Consider the following 26462-nt stretch of genomic DNA (forward strand, 5'->3'; position numbering starts at 1 on the left):
TTATCGTTGGATAAATCAATGTGCAAAAGGCAATCAACTGCATTTATAAAGTGTATTTTGATCTTAAATTTTTCATGTTGCAATTTGATGAAAACCAAATTGTATCATCCTTAGGGTCATAAAAGGAAAGGCCGCCCAATGACAGCCTTTTCATTTTAATTTATAAACGTATACGTGTCATCGTTGTCCTACTCTTCTTGTGGTGGCGCCAATAGGCTTACATCATCAATAAAATAAACTGCATCCAGGGTGAATCCAAGGTCCAATACTATGCCGGTCTGAGTGCTATTTGCTGTAAATATCCATTCAACTTTCTGCCATTCGGTGGTTACGGTCACATCACCTTGATATTGTGCATCCCCGTTACCGGTGGTGGACATTCTGATGGAACCTCCATTGCCAGGACCTGGTGCCGCTTTGATCCATAAACTGGCGGTATATTCCACCCCATCTTCGGTTGCAACTGCATCACTAGCCAATTGGGTCCTCCAGGCATCTCCTCCAAATCCAACGGCCCTTAGCGCCCTTTCGCCGCTTCGGACTTCGTCGCTTGCTGTTGTCGCAGTCAACAAATCAGCTCCATTGAACTTACTCCAATTGGTAAATTCATCGCCATCTCCTTCTTCAAACCCTCCATTGAGCAAGATTTCCGTAGGCTGTGGTCCTGAAAGGCCGGTTGCGACCAAGGTGACGTTGTCTATAAAGTATACGGCATCCGCAATTACCCCAAGGTCCAAAACAGCTCTTGCAGGTGTGGCGTTGGCTGTAAATACCCACTCAATTTGCTGCCACTCCGTGGTTATATCGTAGTTTCCACTGTAAAGGGCATCCGGATTGGTCGAAAATCTAATGTTCCCACCATCGCCAGGGGATCCTGCCTGTGCTTTGATCCACATGGTTAGCGTGTATTCCACTCCAACCTCTAAAGGCGCTGTATCACTTGCCAATTGGGTTCTCCATGCGTCTCCGCCGGCACCCAAGGCACGTAGGGACCTGCCGAAATAGGCCTGACCATCGACGCTGGTTGCCGTAAGTCCATCGCCACCGTTAAATTTTGACCAATTGGTAAAATCATCTCCATCACCCAGTTCAAAACCTCCATTTAAAAGTAGATTTTCACCTACATAAAATTTTCCTGGCGCTGTTGCCTCACCACCAGATGTTACCACGGTAATCGGCGCTTCAAGATTTTCTTGAAGACCGGAAGGAACGGTAATCGTCAATTCTGTTGCTGTCGACGAAACTACATTTGCTTCGACCTCTCCAATAGTCACTGACTCGAGATTATTGAGGGATGTTCCTTTAATAATCACTTCTGCACCTTCCGGAGCAGCATTTGTAGATAATGCCAAGATAATAGGGAAAGGCCTTGCAACCACCTCTATGTTTCGGGTAACAATATAACCATCTGGCATTACCAATGTTACAAGTCCTTCACCAATGGCCACGTTTGAGGGTAGGGTAAAGGTCAATGTATCGCCATCCAATTGAAAGGGAATCTGGTTATTTCCTAAAAATACGAAAAGGACGGCTTCAAAATTACTTCCTTGCATGGTTACCTGATCGCCCGGATAAAAATTCTCGGACTCTACGCTGGTTACATCTACCGTGGAAGCGGATAAATCATCCTCTTCGCAACTCGATATCATGGCAGCTGCAAAAACAATCGCCATAACGGTTAAAAGGTTACTAAAATATTTTAGAGTTTTTGACATGATCTTGGTTTTTGTTTAGTTGTAACTTATGTTTTATGCGCTAAAAATGAATTAAATAGTAGTTATGTTATGGATACTCCTATGCTATTGTTATCGTTATCATTTTGAGGTCTCTGCCATCTGCATTTTTAAAAGAGGCCGTCGCATTGGACCGCCTCTTTTTAATGCAACTTTAAACTAACTAACTCAAACTATTTACGAATTTTACGTAACTAGATTTTTAATATCCTGGATTTTGATATGCAGCCTTTTCGGCTTCTGACATATTCAAATCATCTATCTGTCCTTGTGGTATTGGTCTTAAGTAATGGTATGGTTCAATGGTCCTGTTCGTTGTTTCAGGATTATGGTCGGCAGCATCATTTCCTGCAATTTCATAGGAACTTGCGTATTCTGTCCATTTTTGTGTGCGTACCAAATCATACCATCTCATACCCTCGCCAAAATATTCTCGCGAACGTTCGGCCAAAACATAGTCGATATCTATTACGGCGGGTGTTGCAGCGACCATAGCGGCACTGTTGTCCTCGATACGTTCTTGTTGCTCACCGTTATCGAAGCGCCACATACCGGCACGGGCACGGATTACATTAATGAGGTCGTTCGCAGTAAAGCTTCCTGTAGCCCCTTTAACAGCTGCTTCGGCTGCCACTAAATAGAATTCTGAGAATTTGGCAATAGGGAAGGGGCGTGTGATGGCTCCGTTAGGGGATCCTAGGCCTCCACCATTATCGGTACGGTAGGTTCCCAATTTCCATAGACCAGGATAGAACCTCCTGTTAATTTCATTGAGATTGATAACATAATCCGACCTTCCAGGAATTTGTCCTCCTCCTATATTACCACCATTTACGCTATAGTCTACAGCCGGATCATAATCATCCAAGAACGATACCACTGCATCTCCCGGAGCTATTTCCAAACCATTGGCCGCGGTTAGGGTAGGACTTGGGTCTCCCCCTTTATCCCAGTTTCCTCGATAACTGGTGACGAATGTACCATCGTAACGGGAATCCAAATCTTTTTCTGCAAACGTTTCTGTGAATACACTTATAGGCGGGGCCATACGCGTCCAAGGCCTACCATAGCTCTGCGCAGCTTCACGTTGAACTGCAGCAACACCATCAACGCTGATGGTCGTATAGTTGGATGTCACCATCCAAACAGCTGTATTTGCTGGATTTTCGGTTCCGCTGAAGCCTAGGTCCGCACCGTTGTAAATTTGACTTTCTTCCGTACGGTCGGCATACAACATCATTTCCTCATGACGGTCGTTGGTAGCTACATGTACATCATAGAAATAATCCAATAGGCGATATGGCCCAGGGTTATTGATGCCCTGTACTGCTAGATTGTACGCTTGTTGGAAATAATATGATGGGCCATTGCCATCCGGGTCTGTCCTTGGGGCTTCTGGATATGTTGGAATACCGTTGGGGTTTTCCAACCACCATCCGTAAGTTAAATAGGCCTTGGCCAAGATCAATCGGGCCGCGTTTTTGGTAACTGCCCCGGTCAACCTTGGGCTTTCTGGCAAATTGGCAACGGCATCCTCTAAATCGGGAAAAATAGCCCTGGTATATACTTCTGGGACGGTGTTACGGACCGAAGTCCTGACCGCGGAACTGTTGAAAGCCAATTCGCCCGAACCTAGATCCAATGGAACACCTCCGTAGGTTTGAACCAATAGGAAATAATTGAACGCCCTAAAAAACTTGGCCTCTGCGATCAAAGATTCGTCCAAGCCCACGGCTGCTGCGTTTTCTATGATTCCGCTGGCAGTATTGATGGCCGGGAAAGCATTGCCCCACGGCGTACCGATGGAAAAACCGCTTTCAGGTCTTAGATTTCCTTGGCCAGCAAGGTCAAGGTCATAAAAATTATTATCGGCACTTTGTGCAGCGCAGTACTCATCTGTTCCCGTTTCTCCCAAATTTAGGAAATAGGCAAAGCCATATACGTTCCTTAAGTTTTGGTACAAATAGGTCAAACCACCCTGAACACCAAGCTCTGTTGAGAAAAACTCTGGGGTGAACACACCTCTTGGTTCCTCCTCTATAATATCTTTTGTACAGGATCCTATAAACAATGCAATGGATAAGATTGCTATTGATATACTTTTTCTTTTCATCTTTCTCATTTTTTTAAAATGTTACGTTTAATCCTAGCATAAAATTCCTTGATGTGGGCGCATTGGCTCCTACCGTTGGTATTCCTGTGGAAATATTATTAGTGTTAACGGCAACGTTTTGTCTTGTGCCGTCAGCATTTACACCCGAGTTGGTTTCCGGGTCCAGACCGGATTCATCGTGGAATGGAGAGAACAATACAAATGGATTTTGTACCGTGGCATACAGGCGCAGACTTTTGAACCAAGTATCCTTTAAAGTGGATTGGTCAAAATTATAGCCCAAGGTCATTGCGCGGACCTTTAGATAAGAGCCATCAAAATAACCTAAGGTACTTCCGTATTTTGGGTTGTCACCGCTTTGGATTCCCCCAGGAGCAGGATACCTGGCATCGGTATTGGAAGGGGTCCAATAATCTACATCAACGTTATTTCTTCTACCGGTAAGTAGGTTCAGATATCCGCTTGATGAGTACAATGTACTTACGAGTATACCTCCACTTTGGAAAGCACCAACCACATTCAAATCGAAATTTTTATAGGCAAGGCGAGTATTGAAACCACCAAGGAAATCCGGGGTGGGGTCTTGAACGATTCTGTCATCGGCACCGATAACGCGGGTAGGAGAACCGTCAGGATTGAAATCTCCGGTATATCTTACCCTGATCATACCTTCGTTACCTCCGGGTTCATATTGGTCCAGATATTCAAACCCTGGGTCGGATTCGTTCCATAGGCCCAATCTTTCGTAATCAAATATTACATTGATGGGAGAGCCAACAAACCAAAGGTTTCCTTCATCCCTGTCCTGACCGGAGGCCAATGAGGTAATCTCGTTTCTATTGGTATACACGTTAACCCCAACGTCCCATGAGAATCCATCGGGATTGTCGAAAATGATACCGTTCAGCGCAATCTCGAGACCTTTGTTCTCTGTGTTACCTATATTACTGGTCACGCTTCCCACACCCGCAGTACTTGGAAGTCCGAGGCCCAATAAGATATCATTGGTTTTGGTAATGTAGTATTCAGCGCTACCGGATAGACGGTTGTTGAAAAATCCAAAATCCAGACCGTAGTTGTAGGTTTCTGAAAACTCCCATCCCAGATCCGGATTAGGTAGTTGATTTACAAAGTAACCTGTGGCAAAGGTATCCCCAAAGTTATAGTTGACCTGTCCTAATCTACCTTGAACGGAATAAGGAGCGATGGCCTGGTTGGAGGTTTCACCGTATCCTGCACGCAATTTCAACTGATTTACCCAGCCAACTTTGTCCATAAATGGCTCATTGGCAATATTCCATCCTACAGAAACTGCGGGATATGTAACCCACTTACGCCCGGGAGCTAATCTGGATGAACCGTCCGAACGAACGGTAGCGGTCAATAAATACCGATTGTCAAACTGATATAGGACCCTGGCCATATAGGATAATAGGCCAGTTGCGGAATAACCGGTTCCGTAGTCTGTAATGTCCTCTGAAAGCGCAGCATCAAGATTGTACCACAAAGATGTTTCATCGGGAACATTTCGTACAGCCAGTCCCACATTGTCAAATTCGGTGTTCTGAGAAGAGAACAACCCAACAAAATTGACTTGGTGTTTGCCAAACGTCTTATCGTAGATTAATTGATTTTCAATGACGTAATCCTTTTGGATTGAAGAGTTGTAGCTTGCAGATGAAGGGTTTATGGGGTTATAATTGAATACACCCTGACCAGTGAAATTACCATCTCTGGCCGAACGGAAATTCAAACCGACATTAAGGCGGTATTTTAATCCATCTACCCAAGGTATTTGCAATTCCCCATAGATATTGTTGTAGGTACCGAAGTCTAGTTGCTCGTTTACCCTACCTTTACCGATACGGTTTACTTCGTCTCTGGTGGGAATCCATGCATCATCTGCCTGCGTTTGAAGACGGACAGATTCTAGGTAGTTACCATCTGCATCGTACGGACTCAAGAGGGGAGATGCTCCCAACGTTTGGTATATGCCCACAATACTACTTGTTTTATTGAAGTTGGTAACCGAGTTTAAACCAAATCGGAACAGTTTTCCTACATTTTGGTCAATCTGTGCACGTAACGAATATCTATCAAAGGAATCGCCAGGTACAACGGATGTTTCTTTAAAATATCCCAGTCCCACATTATAGGAACCATTTTCCGTACCACCCTGAATACTTACATCGTGAGCGGTTTGCAGACCGGTCTTGTATAATTCGTCCTGCCAATCGGTATCGTTGCCCAAGTATTCATCACCGGCCAAACCGAATAGTGGCGTACCTCCGTTGTTTGCCGCCACATCTGCCCGCAATTGAATAAGCTGTGCTGCATTCATCATCGGGAATTTGGCAAACACTTCTTTTGATGCATAATAGGTATTATAGGTAATGGTGGCCTTTTGCCCTTTTGTACCGGATTTAGTGGTAATCAAAATAACACCGTTTGCACCTCTGGAACCATAAATCGCTGTGGCGGATGCATCCTTTAATATGTCAAGGCTCGCAATATCGTTTGGATTGATATCACTTAATCCTCCAGAAAAAGGGATTCCGTTGAGAACTATCAACGGGTTGTTGTCCGCAGAAAGTGAGCGTGTACCACGAATACGTATTTGTGGTGCCGCACCGGGCCTAGAACTGGTCGAGGAAATGTTGACACCGGCGGCTCGACCTTGAAGTGCTTGTTGGAAGTTGGCCGATTGTACCTCATTTAAATTATCGCCCTTAATGGAGACCACGGAACCAGTTACAGATTCCTTTCTTTGGGTACCATAACCTATTACGACCACCTCGTCCAATTGTTGGGTATCCTCAGCCAATTGCACATTAAGTGTAGATTGGCCATTTACCGCAATCGTTTGAGAAATGAAACCAAGATAACGGAATTCTAGGGTCGCATTGGACGCAGCCTCAATCTGATAGTTCCCGTCAAAGTCTGTCGATGTTCCATTTGTTGTATTCTGCACGATTACACTGGCCCCTGGAATTGGTGTGCCAGATGCGTCAGTCACAGTACCTGATACGGTGACGGTGTTCTGAGCTATAGCTGCGGTAGTGCAAAAAATAAATAACAAAAAGCTTGTTAAGTACAAACGCAAAGGGGAGGTCCATCTGCCATTTGTATAAACAAATAAAGGTTTTTCAGTCATGTTACTAAGTTTTGATTTTGTTCAGTTAATTAATTCCATTATGACAAAAAAGAATGCTCATTATTTGGAATGTGATAAATATACATAATATATCGTTTAACGCAATCGGTTGCATTAATTTTTTTTAGATTTGACATTGAAATTATTCTGTATGCACAATAAATACTATATAAGTAACTGATAAACAGTTTTATATATTTTTTAAAAAAATAAGCAAACGATTGTTTATTCAGAATAATATGTATTTTTAAAAATCAAAACGATCTATTGTATTATGAAAAACACATTTTTGACTCAAAAAAACTGCTCAAGGCGGATTTCTTCAACCTGTTTTCTATTAATTCCACTTGTTTTTTTTACGTTTAGTTGCAAACGTCAAAAGCAAGGTCCCCAAGATGCTCAGGAGGATGTAGGTGTGATTGTGGATACCGTCGGAACAACTCCTGATAAGGTCTATACTTTGACATCTGAACTTTATACTGCAGATCCTTCTGCCCATGTTTTTGAGGGTAAGTTATATGTATATCCATCACACGATTTTGAATCAGGAATTCCAGAGGATGATTTGGGAAGTCATTTTAACATGGAAGATTATCATGTGTTTTCGATGGATAGTGTGGGAGGAGAAGTTACAGACCACGGATTGGCGCTACATATTGACGATGTCCCTTGGGCAGGTAGGCAAATGTGGGCTCCGGACGCTGCTAAAAAGGGCGATGAATACTTTTTATACTTTCCGGTTAAGGACAAAGAGGATGTTTTTCATATTGGTGTGGCCAAGAGCAACGCTCCCGAAGGTCCATTTGAAGCCATGCCGGAGCCAATTAAGGGAAGTTTTAGCATGGACCCTGCGGTTTTTGGGGATATCGATGGCTCCTATTATATGTACTTCGGAGGTATTTGGGGTGGACAGCTTCAACAATGGGACCAAGGGGAATATTTGGGAACCGACAAGTACCCTGCAGATGACGAACCGGCACTTATGCCCAAGATTGCCAAAATGGGAGATGATATGATAAGTTTTACTGAGGAGCCCAAAGATGTTATGATATTGGATAAAAATGGAGAGCCTATTCTTGCAGGGGACAACGACCGAAGGTTTTTTGAAGCTGCCTGGGTCCACCGGTATAATGGCAAATATTATCTTTCTTACTCCACTGGTGATACCCATAATATTCTTTACGCTATCGCAGATAATCCATATGGACCGTTTACTTATCAAGGGGTGATCTTAGATCCTGTATTGGGTTGGACCAATCACCATTCTATCGTCGAGTATCAGGGGAAGTGGTGGTTGTTTTTCCATGATAGTTCCATGTCCGGCGGAAAAACACACTTACGAAGCGTTAAAATGACCGAACTTACCTATAATCCCGATGGGACCATCCAAAGAATTAATGCGCTGGTAACTGCAGAAACCGGGTCTGCCGATGAAAAATAAAATCTCGTAGTAAAACACTTAAAAAGAAAAACCCGATAAATCGATTGACTTATCGGGTTTTACGTTTTTTAGAAGTGACCTGACTGGGGCTCGAACCCAGGACCCTCTCCTTAAAAGGGAGATGCTCTACCAACTGAGCTATCAGGTCTTCAAGTTGTGCCTAGCTGTTTGGCTAAGCGGGTGCAAATATAACATCAATAATCTATTTTCCAAGGTGAATTATGGATAAATTTGTGTTTTTTTGAAATCTGATAAAATTCATCAATATGAAAATTGTGTTAGTAGGGTATATGGCGAGTGGTAAGTCGACCGTTGGACGATTGTTGGCCAGTCATTTACAGATGGAGTTCGTCGATTTGGATGATTACATTGAAGCCAATCAAAAAAAAACCATAAAAAATATTTTTTCCGAAAATGGTGAGATTTTTTTTAGAAAGTTGGAGCATCAAATGCTCAAGGAAGTTCTAGAAAAAGAAGAGTCCACTATAATTTCAACTGGGGGCGGTACACCATGCTATGGCACCAATATGGCCACCATTTTGGAAAAGGCCGATGCATCTATCTATCTTGACCTGAGCATTCCCAATTTGGTGAACCGGATTTCAAAAGAAAAGGAGAATCGCCCATTGGTGAAAAATATTCTCGATGCGGAACTTCCAGAATTTATCGGAAAGCACTTGTTTGAGCGAAGGCCCTATTATTTACAATCAAAGTATATTTTGGATTGTAATGGAAAAGATGTGGAAACTGTAGTGGATAAAATCAAGGAACTACTCTAGGTAGACGGCGTTGTTCTTGGGCTCAAAATCCACTTTTATATGCTCGTTCAATGATGTGGATAACGAAATACCCTTGAAATCGGCCTTAATCGGATATTTTTTGTGGTTCCTGTTGACCAATACAGCCGTTTTAAGCTGTTTTATGGGCGTTTTAAGGAAATGATGGGTTCCATATATCAAAGTAGTGCCGGAATTCAGCACATCGTCCACCAAAACGATTGACTTATTTTTATAACCATCTTCAGCCAGGGAGGTACTGACCCCACTTTTCAACGGATTTTTCTTGTCCATATCCATTTTGCACAACACAATGTTGGCATCGGTAATGTTCTTGAGCACGGCAACTATTTTTTTTGCAAAACTTTCTCCGCCACCTTTAATTCCAGCGACCACAATTTCAGCTTCGTCCACATTGGTCTCATAGATCTGATAAGCGATTCTCTTGGTAATGTGCTGTATCTGGTCGTGGTTAAGAATAAGGTTCCTCATAGTTGCGCAATAGTTGATTCAAAGATATGAAAACGGTTTATTCCGATTCGTCCAAAAAGTCGTCCAAATCCCGACGGTCTTTTTTGGTAGGTCGACCAAGTCCTTTTTTTCGGTAATGCTTTTTGGCATGTTGAAGCAGTTCGCTGTGCTCAAAGGCCTCTTTTGGCGTAGTATCTTTTCGGTAGATGTCCACCAATTTGGCCGCGACACGGCTTTCGGGAACGTCCAAAACAGTAAGCTGATAATCGATTTGATTTTTCCGTACCACGATTTTATCCATGGGGAAAACATCCCGTGAAGGCTTCACGGCGCTCCCGTTTACCTTAACATGGCCCTTTTTTACCGCATTGGAAGCAATGCTTCGTGTTTTAAAGTATCTGGTGCACCAAAGGTACTTGTCTATTCGCATGGTCTTCGCAAATCTTTGTTAACGGACGGAACAAAAATAATGGAAAATTGTATCTTGCGCGCCTAAATAACAGACTTGATGAAGTACGGAGTTTTAGTATTTATTTGTTTTGCGGTCACACTGCTATCCTGTAAAAATGATGATAATGGAGGCCCTGAAGCCATACCACCAAGCTTATTGAGCGATGTAGCACCGGAGGATGACGAAACCATAAGAGAATTTTTGAACACCCACTTTTACAATTACGAAGAATTTGAAACACCACCTGAGGGCTTTGATTATAGAATAGTTATTGACACCATAGCAGGTGAGAATGCGGACAAAAGGCCTTTGATGGAAGATGCTGAATCTATTACCTTGAATGTATCATCAAGTTTTTTGGGCCTTAGTGCCGGAGAAGAAAATATAGCTCATAAACTGTACTACATCGAAGCACGTGAAGGAGGCGGAGAAAGCCCGACGTATGCAGATTCGACTTTTGTAAAGTATGAAGGTACGTTGTTGGATGGTACTCCTTTTGATCAAAGATCTGAATTTTTGTGGCAAGAACTTGCAGGAACTGTTCAAGGTTACTCTAATGGTGTTGCACAAATGAAAGCTGGAACATCTGATCAGGTAATAGACAACCCTGATGGCACCTACAGTATTGCTAACAGCGGAATAGGTTTGATCATTATGCCTTCCGGTCTTGGATATTTTCATAGTCCAAATTCCTCGGTAATACCAAGATATGCACCTCTTATCTTTAAAATGGAATTAGGTGCTTTTATTGAGGATACCGATAGTGATAATGATGGTATTCCCTCAATCCAGGAAGATTTGAATGGTAATGGTTACTTGGGTGACGATAATACAGACATCGACCAAGAATCATCCTTTACTGGTTTCATCCCTAATTTTCGTGATTCGGACGACGATGGTGATGGCATACCTACACGCGATGAGATTTCAGACGAAAATGGGAATATCATCATTCCTTATCCAGATGCGGACGGAGACGGAGTTCCAGATTATTTGGACCCGGACAACTAAAAGCAATCGCTTATAAAAAATAAAAACCCGCTGCATTGCAGCGGGTTTTTTATTGTACTTAATCGGATTTTATAATTTCAGCGATGCTGCAAAAATAACTTGCGAAGGTCTTGAATCTATTCTTCCTTCCACATTGGCAACATTTGCGTCGATGAATTCGGCCTCATTTTTAGAGAAGCCTCTTTCGTATCGTACATCAAGTCCCAATCTTCCCAAGTTGACACCTATACCTGCATTCAAGCCTACGGTAAAATCGTTCTCCACATCTTCGATTTCCAAACCTTCCAAATCGTTCTTAAGGGTATATTGGAAAGCTGGACCTGCAAAAATATGCAAGGGGCCAATCAATTTATACCCTAAAAGAACAGGCATATCCAATTTGGATACATCATAATCTTGTGAGTCACCATTAATATCATAGGAACTCTTAGTTTTGGAATACACCAATTCGGGCCTTAAATAAATTTTTGGAAAATCAAGTTTACCCCAAAAGCCAAAATGATACCCAGCTTTACCCTCGGGGTCATCTACAGCATCTGTTACAGTATTGACCAAGTCACCATTCTTGTTGTAAGAAAGACCGGCCTTGATACCGAATCCTGAACCGCTCTGAGCCATGGCAGCAGAGCCAATAAGGGCAAATGCTACTACTAAAAAAGTTTTTTTCATAAGTGTTGTTTTAAAAGATGAAATATCCCCATAGGGGGATACCTGAAACTATTTACGTTTCAACACCTTTAAAACGGCTTCTTCAATAGCTTTATTGTTCAAACCATACTTCTCCATAAGTTGCTCGGGCGTACCACTTTCCCCGAAGGTGTCCTGTGTTGCCACAAACTCTTGTGGTGCAGGATGGTTGCTGGCTAATACACGAGCCACACTTTCTCCAAGTCCACCTAAATAATTATGCTCTTCTGCAGTTACAACACAACCTGTTTTCTTCACGGAATCCAAAATGGCTTTATCATCCAATGGTTTAATAGTGTGAATGTTGATCACTTCTGCAGAGATTCCTTGGTTCTCCAAACTTTCGGCAGCAATCAGAGCTTCCCATACCAAATGGCCCGTTGCAATAATGGTAACGTCGGTACCTTCGTTGAGCATAAGGGCTTTCCCGATTTCAAATTTTTGGTCAACAGGAGTAAAATTGGCCACTTTGGGTCTTCCAAAACGAAGATATACCGGTCCATGGTGCTCGGCAATGGCAATGGTTGCCGCTTTGGTCTGATTGTAATCACATGGGTTGATCACGGTCATTCCGGGCAACATTTTCATCAAACCGATATCTTCCAAAATCTGGTGGGTAGCACCATCTTCACCCAAGGTCAAACCCGCGTGGGAGGCACATATTTTTACATTTTTATCCGAATACGCAATGGACTGGCGGATTTGATCGTACACACGGCCAGTGGCGAAGTTCGCAAATGTAGAGGCAAAAGGGATTTTCCCGCCAATGGTCAAACCAGCGGCCATTCCCATCATGTTGGCCTCGGCAATTCCTACCTGAAAGAAACGTTCTGGGTTCTCCTCAATAAAAGTTTCAATTTTAAGGGAACCTACCAAATCGGCACAAAGGGCCACTACATTTGGGTTGGTCCTCCCCAATTCCGTCATTCCGGCACCATATCCGCTTCGGGTGTCCTGTTTTCCTTGATCTGTATATTTAGTCATCGTATCTTTTTCTATAATTAGTAATCACCTAAAGTCTCTGGGTTCTGCTCCAATGCATTTGCCAATTGCTCATCGCTTGGTGCCTTACCGTGCCATGCGTGGGTGTGCATCATAAAATCAACACCGTTCCCCATTTCAGTTGTCATAACAATACATACTGGCTTTCCTTTACCAGTTCTGCTCTTGGCTTCTTTTAGCCCTGCAACAACTTGCTCTAGATTGTTTCCGTCTTCTATTTCCAACACATCCCATCCAAAGACCTTGAATTTTTCGGCAACATCGCCAATGGGCAATACATCTTCGGTAGCCCCATCGATTTGTTGTCCATTTCTATCAACGGTTGAAATCAAGTTGTCCACTTTGTTCCCGGCAGCGTACATAATTGCTTCCCAGTTCTGACCTTCCTGCAACTCACCGTCGCCATGAAGACTGAATACCAAATGGTCGTCACCGTTCAGCTTTTTGGCTTGTGCCGCACCGATGGCAACCGACATTCCCTGACCCAAGGACCCAGATGCTACGCGAACACCGGGTAGGCCTTCGTGGGTAGTGGGGTGTCCCTGTAATCTGGAATCGATTAGCCTAAAAGTGTTCAATTCCTCAATCGGAAAGTAACCTCTTCTTGCTAAAACGCTATAAAAAACGGGAGAAATATGGCCGTTGGACAGGAAAAATAAATCTTCCCCGATTCCATCCATATCAAAACCATCCTTTAATTCCATTACCTCGTTGTAGAGTGCTACAAAAAACTCGGTACAGCCCAAAGAACCTCCTGGGTGACCCGAATTTACCTTATGGACCATTCGTAAAATGTCCCTTCTAACCTGTACTACCAGGTCCTGTAATTCTTGCGTGTTCGGCATCGTGTCAATAATTTAGATATCAAATGTAATTGCATTATTCGTAGAAAACAAGTGTCTATTTTACATTTAATAAACATCTTGTGCTCAGAAACTTTATTTTTTTGTTAAGGATGAACGAAATAGAGTTAGTTATATTTGCGGTTCTAAAACGAACAATTGGAATTTACCTTACTACAAAAGGACAGCAAAACAAAGGCTAGGGCAGGGGAACTGACTACCGACCATGGCAATATACAGACTCCTATTTTTATGCCCGTGGGAACTGTGGCCTCCGTTAAGGGCGTTCACCAAAGGGAATTAAAAGATGAAATAAATCCTGATATTATTTTAGGGAACACCTATCATCTTTTCTTAAGACCGGGCACCGGAATACTTGAAGAAGCTGGCGGACTTCATAAATTTATGAATTGGGACCGTCCCATTTTGACGGATAGTGGTGGGTATCAGGTGTATTCTTTATCTGATAACAGAAAGATTAAAGAAGAGGGGGTCAAGTTCAAGTCCCATATTGATGGGTCACGTCACGTTTTTACTCCGGAAAATGTGATGGAGATACAGCGTACCATTGGTGCGGACATCATCATGGCATTTGATGAATGTACACCTTACCCTTGCGATTACCAGTACGCCAAACGCTCCATGCACATGACGCATAGGTGGCTGGACAGATGTATCAATCATTTGGAAACACTTCCGTTCAAATATGGGTATTCACAAAGTTTTTTCCCGATTGTACAGGGGTCTACCTATAAAGATTTAAGAAAACAATCCGCAGAATACATTGCATCCGTAGGTGCGGAGGGCAACGCAATCGGAGGACTTTCGGTTGGGGAACCTGCTGAGGAAATGTATGAAATGGCGGAGATTGTATGCGATATCCTGCCAGAGGACAAACCAAGGTACCTCATGGGTGTTGGTACCCCTATCAATATTTTGGAGAATATAGCATTGGGCGTGGATATGTTCGATTGTGTGATGCCTACTCGTAATGCTCGGAACGGTATGTTGTTCACCGCACATGGTACCATCAACATCAAAAACAAAAAATGGGAGAACGATTTTTCTGCCATTGATGAAATGGGCATCACATTTGTAGATACCGAATATTCCAAGGCCTATCTGCGACATTTGTTCGCTGCCAATGAATATTTGGGCAAGCAAATTGCCACCATTCACAACCTTGGTTTTTATTTATGGTTGGTACGTACCGCAAGAGAACGTATTTTAGCCGGAGACTTTTTGGAGTGGAAGACCAAAATGGTCATTCAAATGGATAAAAGATTGTAATGCTTACCATACTCGATAGATACATTTTAAAACGCTACCTGATCACCTTTATGGGGATGCTTTTGCTGTTCGTGCCTATTGGGATTATGGCCAACCTGGCAGAAAAAATTGGTAAGATCATTGACAATGAAGCGCCGTTGGCCGAAGTAATCGTGTTCTATGGAAACTTTACTTTGGTGATCGGAAACCTATTGTTGCCGATTTTCCTTTTTCTATCTATCATCTTTTTTACCTCGAAATTGGCGAGCAATACCGAAATCGTGGCGATTTTGAGTTCAGGGGTATCTTTCGGACGTTTTTTGCGCCCCTATTTTGTGGGGGCAACATTGGTGGCCATATTGATCTTTATGATGGGAATGTTCATTGTGCCCCATGCCAGCATTGGTTTTAACGAGTTTGAGTACAAATATTTTAAAAAGGGTAAACAGACCAGGGTAACGGAGAATATCTTCAACCAATTGAACGAGCGAGACTATTTGTACGTAAGCAGTTTTGATCCCAATCGTCAAATAGGATACAATTTTACCTACGAGCATTTCGATTCCATTGGTAAACTGGATTACAAGATTTCGGCGAGTAATATTCGGTGGATTGCTGACGACAGCATATACCGTTTGACCAATTACGAGAAGCGAGAGGTAAGGAACGAAACCGAATACATCAGCGCAAAGCGTAGGCTGGATACGGTGTTTGCCTTCAAAATCGATGACCTTACTCCGGTATCCTATGTAGCCGAAACCAAAAACCTTTTTGAGCTGAACGATTTTATTGAAGATCAGCGTAGAAAGGGAGCATCCAACATCAATGCATATGTACTGGTAAAATATAAAAGGTGGGCACTGCCCATTGCAGCATTCATCCTTACAGTTATTGCCGTAGCGGTATCATCAGTGAAACGTAGGGGAGGTATGGGTCTTAATCTGGCGTTTGGTATTGGGGTGGCCTTCGTATATATCTTTTTTGATAAAGTTTTTGGAACACTGGCAGAGCAATCTGGTTTTTCACCACTATTGGCAGTTGTGATTCCCAACCTTCTTTTTGGCGTTTTTGCGATTTATATGCTTATGAAAGCCAAACGATAATTTAGTCACAATGGCGTATATTGTTGAAGTTAAAAGACTTGTATATTTCATGTGAGTATGTCATAATGTTATATATTTGTCCCCATTGTTTTTCGTGAAAATAAAAGACTTCCCATGGAATATCTAGAATTTGAACTCCCTATCAAAGAACTTGAAGACCAACTTCAAAAATGTATGGTGATCGGGGAAGAAAGTGATGTTGACGTTACCGAGACCTGTTCTCAAATCGAGAAAAAACTGGCCCAGACCCGAAAAGATATATATCAGAACCTTACCGCTTGGCAAAGGGTGCAATTATCCAGGCACCCCAGCAGGCCTTACACAATGGATTACATCAATGCCATTTGTGGAGATACCTTTTTGGAGCTCCATGGTGACAGAAATGTAAAGGATGACAAGGCTATGGTAGGGGGACTTGGAAAAATAGGCGACCAGAGCTACATGTTCATCGGTCAGCAAAAAGGATACAATACTAAGACCCGTCAGTACCGTAATTTTGGTATGGCAAATCCTGAAGGATACCGTAAAGCACTTCGTTTGATGAAGTCCGCCGAAAAATTTAAGATACCTGTAGTGTGCTTTGTGGATACTCCCGGCGCTTACCCAGGTATTGAAGCAGAAGAACGTGGACAGGGAGAGGCAATTGCACGTAATATTTTGGAGATGACCCGCCTAAAGGTGCCTATTATAGTAATCATAATTGGCGAAGGTGCATCGGGTGGAGCATTGGGCATTGGTGTTGGAGATAAAGTGCTGATGTTGGAAAATACATGGTACTCCGTAATCTCTCCAGAATCTTGTTCATCCATTCTTTGGAGAAGTTGGGAATACAAGGAACAAGCCGCGGAAGCTTTGAAGTTGACCGCTACCGATATGAAAAAGCAGGGTCTTGTCGATGAAATCGTTAAGGAGCCTCTTGGAGGGGCACATTCCAATAGACAGAAAACATTCGAAACCGTAGCCAATAAAATTTCTTCCCATTTCGAAGAACTCAATAAGTTATCACCAAAGGAATTGGTGAAATCCCGAATGGAAAAGTATTCCAATATGGGTGTTTTCAGTGAATAATCCTTGTTTTTTGGGGGTTGACCATTTTAGTTAGGTTATATCCCCGATTTTTTTTATGTTATTAACAGGTATTTTAAGTTATCAACATTTAAATTGTTGAGTACCTGTGGAAATCGTTACTGTCAAAATTAAAGTTAACTAAAGGTTAATTAGCTACTTTCGCATTCATGGAAAAACCTAGCCCCATAGTTGGACACAGAGTGGACAAATCTGCCCTTATCAGTCTTGAGAAAGGAAAAATACCTCCTCAAGCAGTTGATTTAGAGGAAGTTGTGTTGGGTGCTATGATGATTGATAAAAAAGGTGTCGATGAGGTCATCGATATTCTTCATCCAGACGTTTTCTATAAAGATTCACATAAATATATTTACGAGGCCATCTTCAAACTCTTTGAATCTTCCGAACCGGTGGATTTATTAACGGTTTCTTCCCAGTTGAAGAAAGATGGCAAGCTGGAAGTGTCGGGAGGTGATTTTTACCTCATTAAACTTACCCAAAAAGTAGCATCTTCAGCCCATATCGAATTTCATGCCAGGATCATACTTCAAAAGTATATTCAGAGAAGTTTGATCAAGATTTCCAACGATATTATCGAGGAAGCGTATAGTGATGCTACTGATGTTTTCGACCTTTTGGACAACGCGGAGGCGAAATTGTACGAGGTTACCCAAGGTAACTTGAAGCGTTCGGCCGAAACTGCCCAAAACTTGGTGATACAGGCCAAAAAGCGAATCGAAGAAATTTCGAATAAGGAAGGTCTCAGTGGTATTCCATCCGGGTTTGATAAATTGGATAGACTTACCTCTGGGTGGCAGCCCAGTGATTTGATTATTGTGGCAGCACGTCCGGGTATGGGTAAAACAGCTTTAACGTTGTCCATGGCTCGTAATATTGCTGTGAACTCAGAAATCCCAGTTGCGTTCTTCTCCTTGGAGATGTCATCCGTACAGTTGATTACCCGTTTGATTTCTTCCGAAACAGGTTTGTCATCGGAAAAATTAAGGACAGGTAAACTGGAAAAGCATGAATGGGAACAATTGAACGTAAAGGTGAAAACCTTGGAAAAAGCACCGTTGTTCATTGATGATACCCCTTCGTTGTCCATTTTTGACCTTCGTGCCAAGGCAAGGCGATTGGCTTCACAACATAATATCAGGTTGATTATCATTGACTACTTGCAATTGATGACCGCTGGAGGAAGTCAAAAAGGAGGAAACCGTGAACAGGAAATTTCTACCATTTCACGTAACCTAAAGGCATTGGCCAAGGAACTGGATGTTCCCGTAATTGCACTTTCACAGTTATCCAGGGCCGTGGAGACACGCGGAGGTAGCAAGCGACCCATACTTTCGGATTTGAGGGAGTCCGGTGCAATCGAACAGGATGCGGATATCGTATCGTTCATCTACCGTCCCGAATACTATAAAATTGACGAGTGGGACGATGAGGAACGCACCCCTACCCAAGGTCAGGCAGAATTTATAGTGGCGAAGCACCGTAATGGTGGTTTAGAAAATATTAGGTTAAAATTTGTGGGTGCTCTAGGTAAATTTGATAACTTGGATGACTTTGATTCCCCATTCGAATTCCAATCGAAGATGAATGCGGATGAAGATAATCCCTTTGCAACACCAAATCTGCCCAGTGCGGATGATGCGTTTGGTAGCGCAATGAACAGTGATGATGACCTAGATGATAATGACGTACCGTTTTAAAAAATTTCTTTCCGAAGTGTCATTTCGAGCAAATGCGAGAAATCTCACCTTCATTTTTATTTTATTTTTTTTCTTTAAAGCTTCAGCCTCCGTTATCCTAATCCCTATGGATGATGAAGGACAAAAAAATCATTTAAAAGCATACGGAATTACCTATTGGGTGCTTTCCAAGCAACAAAAGGTTCAATGGCTACTTAACTATCGAGGTGGGTCTTTTTTGTTGCCTGATGGAGATGCCATCCGTAAAGAATGTCAGATTAGAGGTGTTTCTTTTGAAGTACTTTCAGATGGACAGGCTGCAGGGATTTTAGATGATATTAGCAGCCCATCCCAAAACCAAGATGCCGTAATCCTTGAAAAGGCCCCGAAGATTGCTGTCTATTCCCCAAAGGGAAACCAACCATGGGACGATGCGGTGACCATGGTGCTTACCTATGCAGAGATTCCCTACACCACCATTTACGATACGGAGGTGTTAGGGGATAAATTGGCCTTGTATGATTGGCTGCACTTGCACCATGAAGATTTTACAGGTCAGTATGGACGATTTTACGGGCACTACAGAGCTGCGCCATGGTACATCGAAGATAAGGCAAAAGCTGAAGCATTGGCTCAAAGTTTGGGCTATTCGAAAGTGTCGGATGAAAAATTGGCCGTGGCTCTTAAAATTAGAAATTATGTGATTGGAGGAGGGTTCATGTTCGCCATGTGCTCTGCCACCGATAGTTTTGATATTGCACTGGCCGCTGAAGGTATTGATATCTGTGAACCTATGTTCGATGGGGACCCTTCGGATGCGAATTATCAATCCAAGTTGGATTATAGCAATACGTTTGCATTTACCAATTTTACGTTGGAGCGAAATCCTATTCGGTATGAGTTTTCATCCATCGATATGACCAATAAAAGGGCGAATGTGCCCAAGGAGTCGGATTATTTCTCTTTGATGGAATTCTCGGCCAAATGGGACCCTGTCCCCACTATGCTTACACAGAACCATACCAGCTTGGTCAAAGGATTTATGGGACAGACTACGGCCTATACTCGTAAAGAGGTAAAACCAACGGTAATGGTCTTGGGTGAAAACAAAATCAATGGGGAGGCTAGATACATCCATGGTATTAAAGGCAAAGGTTTTTTTACCTTTTACGGAGGTCACGACCCGGAGGATTACCAGCATAGGGTAGGGGACCCTAAAACAGAGTTGGAACTGCATCCCACCTCACCAGGGTACCGATTGATTTTGAACAATGTGTTGTTCCCTGCTGCCCGCAAAAAGAAACAGAAGACCTAATTCAGGTGCTCTTTGAAGAAATCTACCGTTCTTTTCCACGCTAAATCCGCCGAAGCTTCATCAAAGCGAGGAGTAGTATTGTTGTGGAACCCATGGTTGACATCGGGATAAAAATGTACCTCGTAATCCTTGTCGAGTTCTTTTAATTTGGCTTCGTAATCCTCCCAGCCGGCATTTACCCTTTCATCCAATCCTGCATAATGAATCAATAATGGAGCGTTGATATCTGCCACTTGATCATCTGCGGGCTGACTTCCGTAAAAGGGAACGGCTGCGGCCAAATCGGGAATTTTCACGGCCATCATATTGGAGATCCATCCGCCAAAACAAAATCCTACCACACCAATTTTACCGTTGCAGTCCTCATGGTTTTTAAGATAATTGAAGGCGGCGATAAAGTCCTCCAACATTTCGTTTCGGTCTCTTTGTCGCTGAAGCGTTCTACCTTCATCATCATTGCCTGGATAACCTCCAAGGGGGGTAAGGGCATCAGGAGCCAAAGAAATAAATCCTGCTTTGGCCGCCCTACGTCCCACATCTTCAATATAAGGGTTTAGACCACGGTTTTCGTGTACGACCACAACACCACCCATTTTACCCTTACTATTTTTTGGTTTGGATAGCAATCCTTTGATTTCACCGCCGCCTTTTGGAGAATTATAGGTGATGAATCCGGAATCCAAATCAGGGTCGTTTGGTGAAACGGTTAGCGTATCCTTATAATTCGGCATAATAAAGCTCATCAACGAAGCCATGGTGATGCCGCCAACAGCGTACACGGAAAGTTTTTCCATAAACTCACGGCGGTCTATTTGGTTGTGGGCGTATTTGTCGTAAAGGTCAAAGACCTCTTGTTTGATGTCGTCTTTTTTTAAGGGAGCCATAGTGTTGCTTTTATAGTTTGTTCTTTAAGGTACAAAATTTACAAAAGCAAATTTCTCAGGCAGAGCTGAATAAAGAGGAATTATATGTTAAATCAATTTCTCCAAAATCCTCTCCACGCCAAAATTATCATTGCTATCTGTTCTGAATTTTGCTGTTTTTAGCACATTAGGGTGGGCATTTGCCATGGCGAAACTAAAATCAGAAAGTTCCAGCATCTCCAAATCGTTGTTATAATCCCCGAATACCATTATTTCATTGGGAGCTATCTGAAATTCATCCATTACTTTCTTCAAGGCGTAGCCTTTGTGGGCGTTCAAATCGGAAATATCCACCCAATTGGCACCGGAGACTTTTACCTTTAACTCTCCCTCTAAATGTTTTACGTGTGGATAGATATGTTCCTCGGAACTTTCAAAATGGTATATGGCTATTTTCAGCACGTCATCGACCACTTGTTTTTGGTCTTCCACGATTTGAAATTCTGAATAATATTCACGTAGCATATCCAAAAATTCATTGGAATCTCCACCGACGTACGCGGTGTTTTGGGAACATAGCACGGGATGGACGTTTTTTAACGGTTGTACCGTATCAAGAATGCGGTGTACTTCGGACTGGTTGATTGTAGTGGTGAGCAGGGTTTTTTCTTGCTGTTTTATCAAAGCTCCATTTTCTGCAATCACCAGAATCTCATTTTTAATGGAATCCAATTTGTCCACCATGCTATGGTACTGTCTGCCACTGGCGGCAACAAAGGCAATGTTCTTTTTTTTGAGTTCTTCGAAAATTTCAAAAAATCGAGGGCTCACCTCATGTTTGGAATTTAAAAGCGTTCCATCCATATCGGTGACCACCATTTTAATCTGTGATAAATCCATGCAAAATATTTAAGCTGCAAAGTTATTTGTTATTCATGGAACAGGACCTTTGTTTTGGTAAACTTTATATTAATTTGGGGTCAAAGAATGTTTTTGCATGAATTTTTATCAGAAAGAAATACAATTACGATCATACTCCAGAGGGTTCCATTTAATTACGGATACGATTCTTGATGCGTTGCCAGAGCTCAAAAGGATAAGCACGGGCTTTTTACAGGTTTTTATTAAACACACTTCCGCTAGCTTAACAATAAATGAAAACGCCGACCCAACGGTTAGGAGGGATTTTGAGAGCCATATTAATGAAATGGTACCGGAAAATGCTCCGTATTATGTTCACAATTATGAGGGGCCCGATGATATGCCGGCCCATATCAAGGCCTCCTTGATGGGGGCCTCTGTTCAGATACCAATAACACAAGGTAGTTTGAATATGGGAATATGGCAAGGGATTTATCTTTGTGAGCACAGGAACCATGCTTCCGGGAGAAAGCTGGTCATTACTGCATTTGGGCAATAATCATTCTTGACAATTTGAGTAACTCGTGTCAAGCTGTTTAGACTTTTTATAAAATAAAAGATCCCGCACAAGGCGGGATCTAAATAAGCGGGGTAAGTTTATATTAGCTTTTTATTTTACTTTCTCAACGATGGCCTTGAAGGCATCTGGGTGGTTCATGGCCAAATCGGCAAGAACTTTTCTGTTCAATTCGATTCCATTGGCTTTCACCTTGCCCATAAATTGAGAGTAAGACATTCCGTGCATCCTGGCCCCGGCATTGATACGGGTAATCCAAAGTGAACGGAAAGTACGCTTTTTGTTTCTTCTGTCGCGGTAAGCATATAGCATTGCTTTCTCTACCGCATTTTTGGCTACTGTCCAAACGTTTTTACGTCTTCCAAAGTAACCTTTGGCTTGCTTCATTACTTTTTTTCTTCTAGCTCTTGAAGCAACTGAATTTACTGATCTTGGCATAATGTCATTTTTTTGTAGCAGGCGTCCCTATATTGAGTACTTTTTTTGGCCTGGCTCCATGGTTAATAAATAATGTACCGGTCGAACAATTATTTTAAACGTAATTGTTCTTTGATGTTGTCCTCGTCCGCTTGGTGAACCAATGTGGAGTGGGTCAACTTTAGCTTGCGCTTTTTTGATTTTTTGGTCAAAATGTGACTCTTAAAAGCGTGCTTTCTCTTGATTTTACCAGTTCCTGTAAGCTTAAAACGCTTCTTGGCACTGGATTTTGTTTTCATCTTAGGCATTTTCCTAGTATTTAACTCCGCTTATTATACCGAACAAGGTCCGGTTTTTATTTTTTACTTGTCTTAGGTGCGATGAACATGGTCATTCGCTTTCCTTCCAATTTTGGCATTTGTTCAACCTTACCAAGGTCTTCCAATTCTTGGGCCAATCTTAGAAGCAATATTTCGCCCTGATCTTTATAAACGATGGAACGTCCTTTAAAGAATACATAGGCTTTTAGTTTGGCACCATCTTTCAAGAATTTTTCAGCATGTCGCTTTTTAAATTCATAATCATGGTCATCGGTCTGTGGTCCAAACCTAATTTCCTTTACCACAACTTTGCTCGCTTTGGCCTTCATGGCCTTGTCGCGTTTCTTTTGTTCGTAAAGGAATTTTTTATAATCCATTACCTTACAAACAGGAGGTTCTGCGTTTGGTGAAATCTCTACCAGATCCAATTCCTGTTCCGTGGCTATTTCCCTTGCTTTGGAAATGGGGTAAACCCCCATCTCAACATTGTCCCCGACAAGACGTACTTCTCGGGCCTTTATTTTTTCATTGATGTTGTGAGGGTTTTTGTTTTCCCTCCTAGGTTGGGGTCTAAATCTTCTTCTAATTGCTATGACGTAAACTTTTTAATTAAACTTAATTTTTTAGAACGACTTTAAGGTACTATTTATTTCAGTAGTTACCAAGTCTGAAAAAGCATCTACGCTTAAACCTCCTAAATCTTCACCGCCATGACGCCTTACAGATATGGTCGCAGACTCTTCTTCTTGCTCCCCGACTATGATCATAAAGGGGATTTTTTTAATTTCTGCCTCCCGGATTTTCTTCCCTACCGTCTCGTTCCTATTATCAATGAGCGCGCGAATTTCGTGATTTTCTAGTGAATTCAAAACTTTTTCCGCATATTTTTCATGTTTCTCACTGACGGGCAGTACAATAGCCTGGGTTGGAATCAACCACAATGGGAAGTTTCCTCCGGTATGTTCCAATAACAATGCCACAAAGCGTTCCATGCTGCCAAAAGGTGCACGGTGAATCATTACGGGGCGGTGCATTTCATTGTCGCTTCCCTTGTATGTAAGGTCGAAACGTTTGGGTAGATTGTAATCCACCTGGATAGTTCCCAATTGCCAGTTCCTGCCAAGGGCATCCTTGATCATGAAGTCCAACTTCGGACCATAAAAAGCAGCTTCGCCACTTTCTATCACGTAGTTCAGCCCTTTTTCTTCGGCTGCATTAATAATGGCTTGCTCTGCTTTTTCCCAGTCGTCCGTGTTACCAATATATTTGTCGGGATTTTCCAAATCTCTTACAGATACCTGGGCCGTAAAGTTGTCAAAACCTAAAGAGTTCAATACATATAAAGTAAGGTCTATCACATTTTTGAACTCATCGTTCAATTGTTCCGTAGTACAGAAAATGTGGGCATCATCTTGAGTGAATCCTCGAACCCTGGTAAGTCCATGCAATTCACCGCTCTGCTCATATCTATACACCGTACCGAATTCGGCGTACCTTTTTGGGAGGTCCTTATAGCTGAAAGGATGACTGTTGTATATTTCACAGTGATGCGGGCAGTTCATGGGCTTTAACAAGAACTCTTCATCTTCTTTTGGAGTGCGAATTGGTTGAAAACTATCCTCACCATATTTGGCATAATGCCCAGAGGTAACATAAAGTTCCTTTTGACCAATATGTGGTGTGACCACCATTTCATACCCTGCTTTCTTTTGGGCCTTCTTTAAAAATTGCTCCAAACGTTCGCGAAGAGCGGCGCCATTCGGCAACCATAAGGGAAGCCCTTGTCCCACTTTTTGTGAAAACGTAAAGAGTTCCAGTTCCTTTCCAAGTTTTCTGTGATCTCTCTTTTTTGCCTCTTCCAATAGGTGTAGGTATTCCGTAAGTTCCTTTTGCTTTGGAAAAGAGATGCCGTAAACACGTGTTAACTGCGTATTTTTTTCATCACCTCTCCAATAGGCGCCAGCAACACTCAATAACTTAATGGCCTTTATTATTCCTGTATTGGGAATGTGCCCTCCGCGGCACAGGTCGGTAAAAGTACTATGGTCGCAAAAGGTTATGGTTCCGTCCTCAAGATTCTCGATGAGCTCTACCTTATATTCGTTTCCTTGTTCCTTATAATAGGAAAGTGCTTCCTGTTTGGAAACACTTCTCATTTGGTAGTCGTGCTTTCCACGGGCAATTTCCAATGCCTTTTTTTCAATGGCTGGAAAATCCTTTTCTGAGATGTTTTGCTCACCAAAATCCACATCATAATAAAAACCGTTCTCAATGGCAGGACCTATGGTAAGCTTTATGCCGGGATAAAGTTCTTCCAAAGCTTGGGCCACCACGTGTGAGGTGGAGTGCCAAAATGCTTTTTTCCCTTCATCATCGTTCCATGTATAAAGAGTCAAGGTGCCATCCGTGGTCAACGGTGTGGTAGTTTCAACCGTAGTATCGTTGAACTTTGCGGAAATAACGTTTCTTGCAAGCCCTTCGCTTATACTTTGGGCAACGGAAAAAGGAGTGGTTCCCTTTTCAACTTCTTTTACAGCACCATCGGGCAGTGTGATCTTTATCATGTTATTTGAACTTCTATTTTATTTAGTCGAAAGGACAAAGATAATATCTTGTATAGATGCTACAATACTTCCTTTATATATAAGCACCAATTTTCTGCCGAGAGCAGGGTGGATTAAAGTCATTTTGAGAACGTGGAAAGATTAAACTAGGAGCGCTTTTGTGTTTTTGATATTTTTTGTATTTTTATCTGCTTTGCTTTCAATTAGTTGGAATAAATTCTGCTAAGAAGAGAAAAAAACATCTTGTTTATTTATTAAATGGTGTTACATTTGCAGCCCGAAAACAACAAAAGGTTTGTTTTCTTGGAAAGTTCAGAAGCATATTGAAGCAGCGGTTTTAACAGGTCAGCACGACTTGAAAAAAAACATAAAAATGCATTGTGTAATCGAAAAAAGCGTTTTACATTTGCAGCCCGAAAAACGGTAAGTTGTTTTGAGGGAAAGTTCATGTAAAATGTTGTTTTTTGAGGTCAAGAAAATGTTTTGATTTTTTTTTAAAAAAAGCTTGCCAGTTTAAAAAACAGTTGTAAATTTGCAGCCGCTTTACGGAAGACGTAAAATGGTGAAAACCGAAAGGAGTTTGATTTTAGAAGGATTGATTCGGTTTTTTGAAACAAAGAAGTTCATATACATATTGTAACGACAGCGTAGAATTAAGAAATGAACCATTTTGATGCAGGGACTCGGGATTTCCGGGTGTCGGACAGACATTCAAGGAAATACAATGAAG

General features: G+C 42.1%; 23 protein-coding genes and 1 tRNA gene. 9 read left to right on the plus strand and 15 right to left on the minus strand.

The window, feature by feature from the left end:
• Nucleotides 1-188: 188 nt before the first annotated feature.
• The 3 genes from GUA46_RS14875 to GUA46_RS14885 all read right to left on the minus strand — a co-directional run bounded on the left by GUA46_RS14875 (nt 189) and on the right by GUA46_RS14885 (nt 7000).
• On the minus strand, nt 189-1715 hold the full coding sequence (locus GUA46_RS14875; RefSeq protein WP_176621156.1) for a carbohydrate binding domain-containing protein: 1527 nt from the start codon (nt 1713-1715) through the stop codon (nt 189-191).
• Nucleotides 1716-1935: 220 nt separating this feature from the next.
• Nucleotides 1936-3846: a RagB/SusD family nutrient uptake outer membrane protein gene (locus GUA46_RS14880; RefSeq protein WP_417943139.1), complete on the minus strand. Its 1911-nt coding sequence runs from the start codon at nt 3844-3846 to the stop codon at nt 1936-1938.
• Nucleotides 3847-3859: 13 nt separating this feature from the next.
• A complete protein-coding gene (locus tag GUA46_RS14885; RefSeq protein WP_176621158.1) occupies nt 3860-7000 on the minus strand; it encodes a SusC/RagA family TonB-linked outer membrane protein in 3141 nt (1046 codons plus the stop codon).
• Between the two features lie 274 nt (nt 7001-7274).
• Between GUA46_RS14885 and GUA46_RS14890 the strand changes: the two genes are divergently transcribed.
• Nucleotides 7275-8441, plus strand: a complete 1167-nt coding sequence (locus GUA46_RS14890) for a glycoside hydrolase family 43 protein (RefSeq protein ID WP_176621159.1) — start codon at nt 7275-7277, stop codon at nt 8439-8441.
• Nucleotides 8442-8516: 75 nt separating this feature from the next.
• On the opposite strand, the gene GUA46_RS14895 is transcribed toward GUA46_RS14890, so the two are convergent.
• Nucleotides 8517-8589 (minus strand) — tRNA-Lys (locus GUA46_RS14895).
• Nucleotides 8590-8707: 118 nt separating this feature from the next.
• Between GUA46_RS14895 and GUA46_RS14900 the strand changes: the two genes are divergently transcribed.
• A complete protein-coding gene (locus GUA46_RS14900) occupies nt 8708-9220 on the plus strand; it encodes a shikimate kinase (RefSeq protein WP_108245206.1) in 513 nt (170 codons plus the stop codon).
• On the opposite strand, the gene GUA46_RS14905 is transcribed toward GUA46_RS14900, so the two are convergent.
• Together GUA46_RS14905 and GUA46_RS14910 are read right to left on the minus strand one after the other, a co-directional pair.
• Nucleotides 9212-9709 carry a phosphoribosyltransferase family protein gene (locus GUA46_RS14905; protein ID WP_108245205.1) on the minus strand — a complete coding sequence of 166 codons (498 nt, stop codon included), beginning with the start codon at nt 9707-9709 and terminating at the stop codon, nt 9212-9214. The two genes, GUA46_RS14900 and GUA46_RS14905, sit on opposite strands and share 9 nt — an antisense overlap.
• A 37-nt stretch (nt 9710-9746) precedes the next feature.
• Nucleotides 9747-10118, minus strand: coding sequence for an RNA-binding S4 domain-containing protein (locus GUA46_RS14910; protein ID WP_108245204.1), 372 nt, complete (start codon nt 10116-10118; stop codon nt 9747-9749).
• A 78-nt stretch (nt 10119-10196) separates the two neighbouring features.
• On the opposite strand from GUA46_RS14910, the gene GUA46_RS14915 reads away from it, so the two are divergent.
• On the plus strand, nt 10197-11150 hold the full coding sequence (locus GUA46_RS14915; RefSeq protein ID WP_108245203.1) for an FKBP-type peptidyl-prolyl cis-trans isomerase: 954 nt from the start codon (nt 10197-10199) through the stop codon (nt 11148-11150).
• A gap of 69 nt (nt 11151-11219) precedes the next feature.
• Here GUA46_RS14915 and GUA46_RS14920 read toward each other — a convergent pair whose 3' ends face one another.
• Genes GUA46_RS14920 through GUA46_RS14930 form a run of 3 tightly spaced genes read right to left on the minus strand, consistent with a single transcriptional unit; the run spans nt 11220 to nt 13684 of the window.
• Entirely contained in the window at nt 11220-11819 is a 600-nt protein-coding gene (locus GUA46_RS14920) for an outer membrane beta-barrel protein (protein ID WP_108245202.1), read from the minus strand.
• A gap of 48 nt (nt 11820-11867) precedes the next feature.
• Complete coding sequence (locus tag GUA46_RS14925; protein WP_176621160.1) at nt 11868-12821, minus strand: transketolase family protein; 954 nt, start codon at nt 12819-12821, stop codon at nt 11868-11870.
• A gap of 17 nt (nt 12822-12838) precedes the next feature.
• Complete coding sequence (locus GUA46_RS14930; protein ID WP_176621161.1) at nt 12839-13684, minus strand: transketolase; 846 nt, start codon at nt 13682-13684, stop codon at nt 12839-12841.
• A gap of 156 nt (nt 13685-13840) precedes the next feature.
• On the opposite strand from GUA46_RS14930, the gene tgt reads away from it, so the two are divergent.
• The 5 genes from tgt to GUA46_RS14955 all read left to right on the plus strand — a co-directional run bounded on the left by tgt (nt 13841) and on the right by GUA46_RS14955 (nt 20130).
• A complete protein-coding gene (gene tgt / locus GUA46_RS14935) occupies nt 13841-14971 on the plus strand; it encodes a tRNA guanosine(34) transglycosylase Tgt (protein ID WP_176621162.1) in 1131 nt (376 codons plus the stop codon).
• Nucleotides 14971-16053 (plus strand): LptF/LptG family permease, encoded by a 1083-nt coding sequence (locus tag GUA46_RS14940; protein WP_176621163.1) that lies wholly within the window; start codon nt 14971-14973, stop codon nt 16051-16053. Before tgt ends, GUA46_RS14940 begins: the two co-directional genes overlap by 1 nt.
• 114 nt (nt 16054-16167) lie before the next feature.
• Nucleotides 16168-17121 carry an acetyl-CoA carboxylase carboxyltransferase subunit alpha gene (locus GUA46_RS14945; protein WP_108245197.1) on the plus strand — a complete coding sequence of 318 codons (954 nt, stop codon included), beginning with the start codon at nt 16168-16170 and terminating at the stop codon, nt 17119-17121.
• 167 nt (nt 17122-17288) lie between these two features.
• The gene (gene dnaB / locus GUA46_RS14950; RefSeq protein WP_176621164.1) at nt 17289-18836 is read left to right on the plus strand and encodes a replicative DNA helicase; all 1548 of its coding nucleotides are present in this window, start codon (nt 17289-17291) and stop codon (nt 18834-18836) included.
• Entirely contained in the window at nt 18820-20130 is a 1311-nt protein-coding gene (locus GUA46_RS14955) for an asparagine synthetase B (protein ID WP_417943146.1), read from the plus strand. Before dnaB ends, GUA46_RS14955 begins: the two co-directional genes overlap by 17 nt.
• Here GUA46_RS14955 and GUA46_RS14960 read toward each other — a convergent pair.
• Together GUA46_RS14960 and GUA46_RS14965 are read right to left on the minus strand one after the other, a co-directional pair.
• Nucleotides 20127-21014, minus strand: a complete 888-nt coding sequence (locus GUA46_RS14960; RefSeq protein ID WP_176621166.1) for a dienelactone hydrolase family protein — start codon at nt 21012-21014, stop codon at nt 20127-20129. The genes GUA46_RS14955 and GUA46_RS14960 overlap by 4 nt on opposite strands.
• A gap of 87 nt (nt 21015-21101) precedes the next feature.
• Nucleotides 21102-21893, minus strand: coding sequence for an HAD family hydrolase (locus tag GUA46_RS14965; protein ID WP_176621167.1), 792 nt, complete (start codon nt 21891-21893; stop codon nt 21102-21104).
• Nucleotides 21894-21990: 97 nt separating this feature from the next.
• Here GUA46_RS14965 and GUA46_RS14970 point away from each other — a divergent pair, with 97 nt between their 5' ends.
• A complete protein-coding gene (locus GUA46_RS14970) occupies nt 21991-22413 on the plus strand; it encodes a secondary thiamine-phosphate synthase enzyme YjbQ (protein WP_176621168.1) in 423 nt (140 codons plus the stop codon).
• 111 nt (nt 22414-22524) lie between these two features.
• Here GUA46_RS14970 and rplT read toward each other — a convergent pair whose 3' ends face one another.
• The 4 genes from rplT to thrS form a co-directional block, all read right to left on the minus strand.
• A complete protein-coding gene (gene rplT, locus GUA46_RS14975) occupies nt 22525-22869 on the minus strand; it encodes a 50S ribosomal protein L20 (RefSeq protein WP_014033571.1) in 345 nt (114 codons plus the stop codon).
• Nucleotides 22870-22958: 89 nt separating this feature from the next.
• Nucleotides 22959-23156: a 50S ribosomal protein L35 gene (gene rpmI, locus GUA46_RS14980; RefSeq protein ID WP_108245191.1), complete on the minus strand. Its 198-nt coding sequence runs from the start codon at nt 23154-23156 to the stop codon at nt 22959-22961.
• Nucleotides 23157-23203: 47 nt separating this feature from the next.
• Nucleotides 23204-23755 (minus strand): translation initiation factor IF-3, encoded by a 552-nt coding sequence (infC, locus tag GUA46_RS14985; RefSeq protein WP_262497840.1) that lies wholly within the window; start codon nt 23753-23755, stop codon nt 23204-23206.
• A 36-nt stretch (nt 23756-23791) separates the two neighbouring features.
• On the minus strand, nt 23792-25732 hold the full coding sequence (gene thrS, locus GUA46_RS14990; RefSeq protein ID WP_176621169.1) for a threonine--tRNA ligase: 1941 nt from the start codon (nt 25730-25732) through the stop codon (nt 23792-23794).
• Nucleotides 25733-26462 lie beyond the last annotated feature (730 nt).

Source organism: Flagellimonas chongwuensis, from assembly GCF_013376415.1.
Classification (GTDB): Bacteria; Bacteroidota; Bacteroidia; order Flavobacteriales; family Flavobacteriaceae; genus Flagellimonas; species Flagellimonas chongwuensis.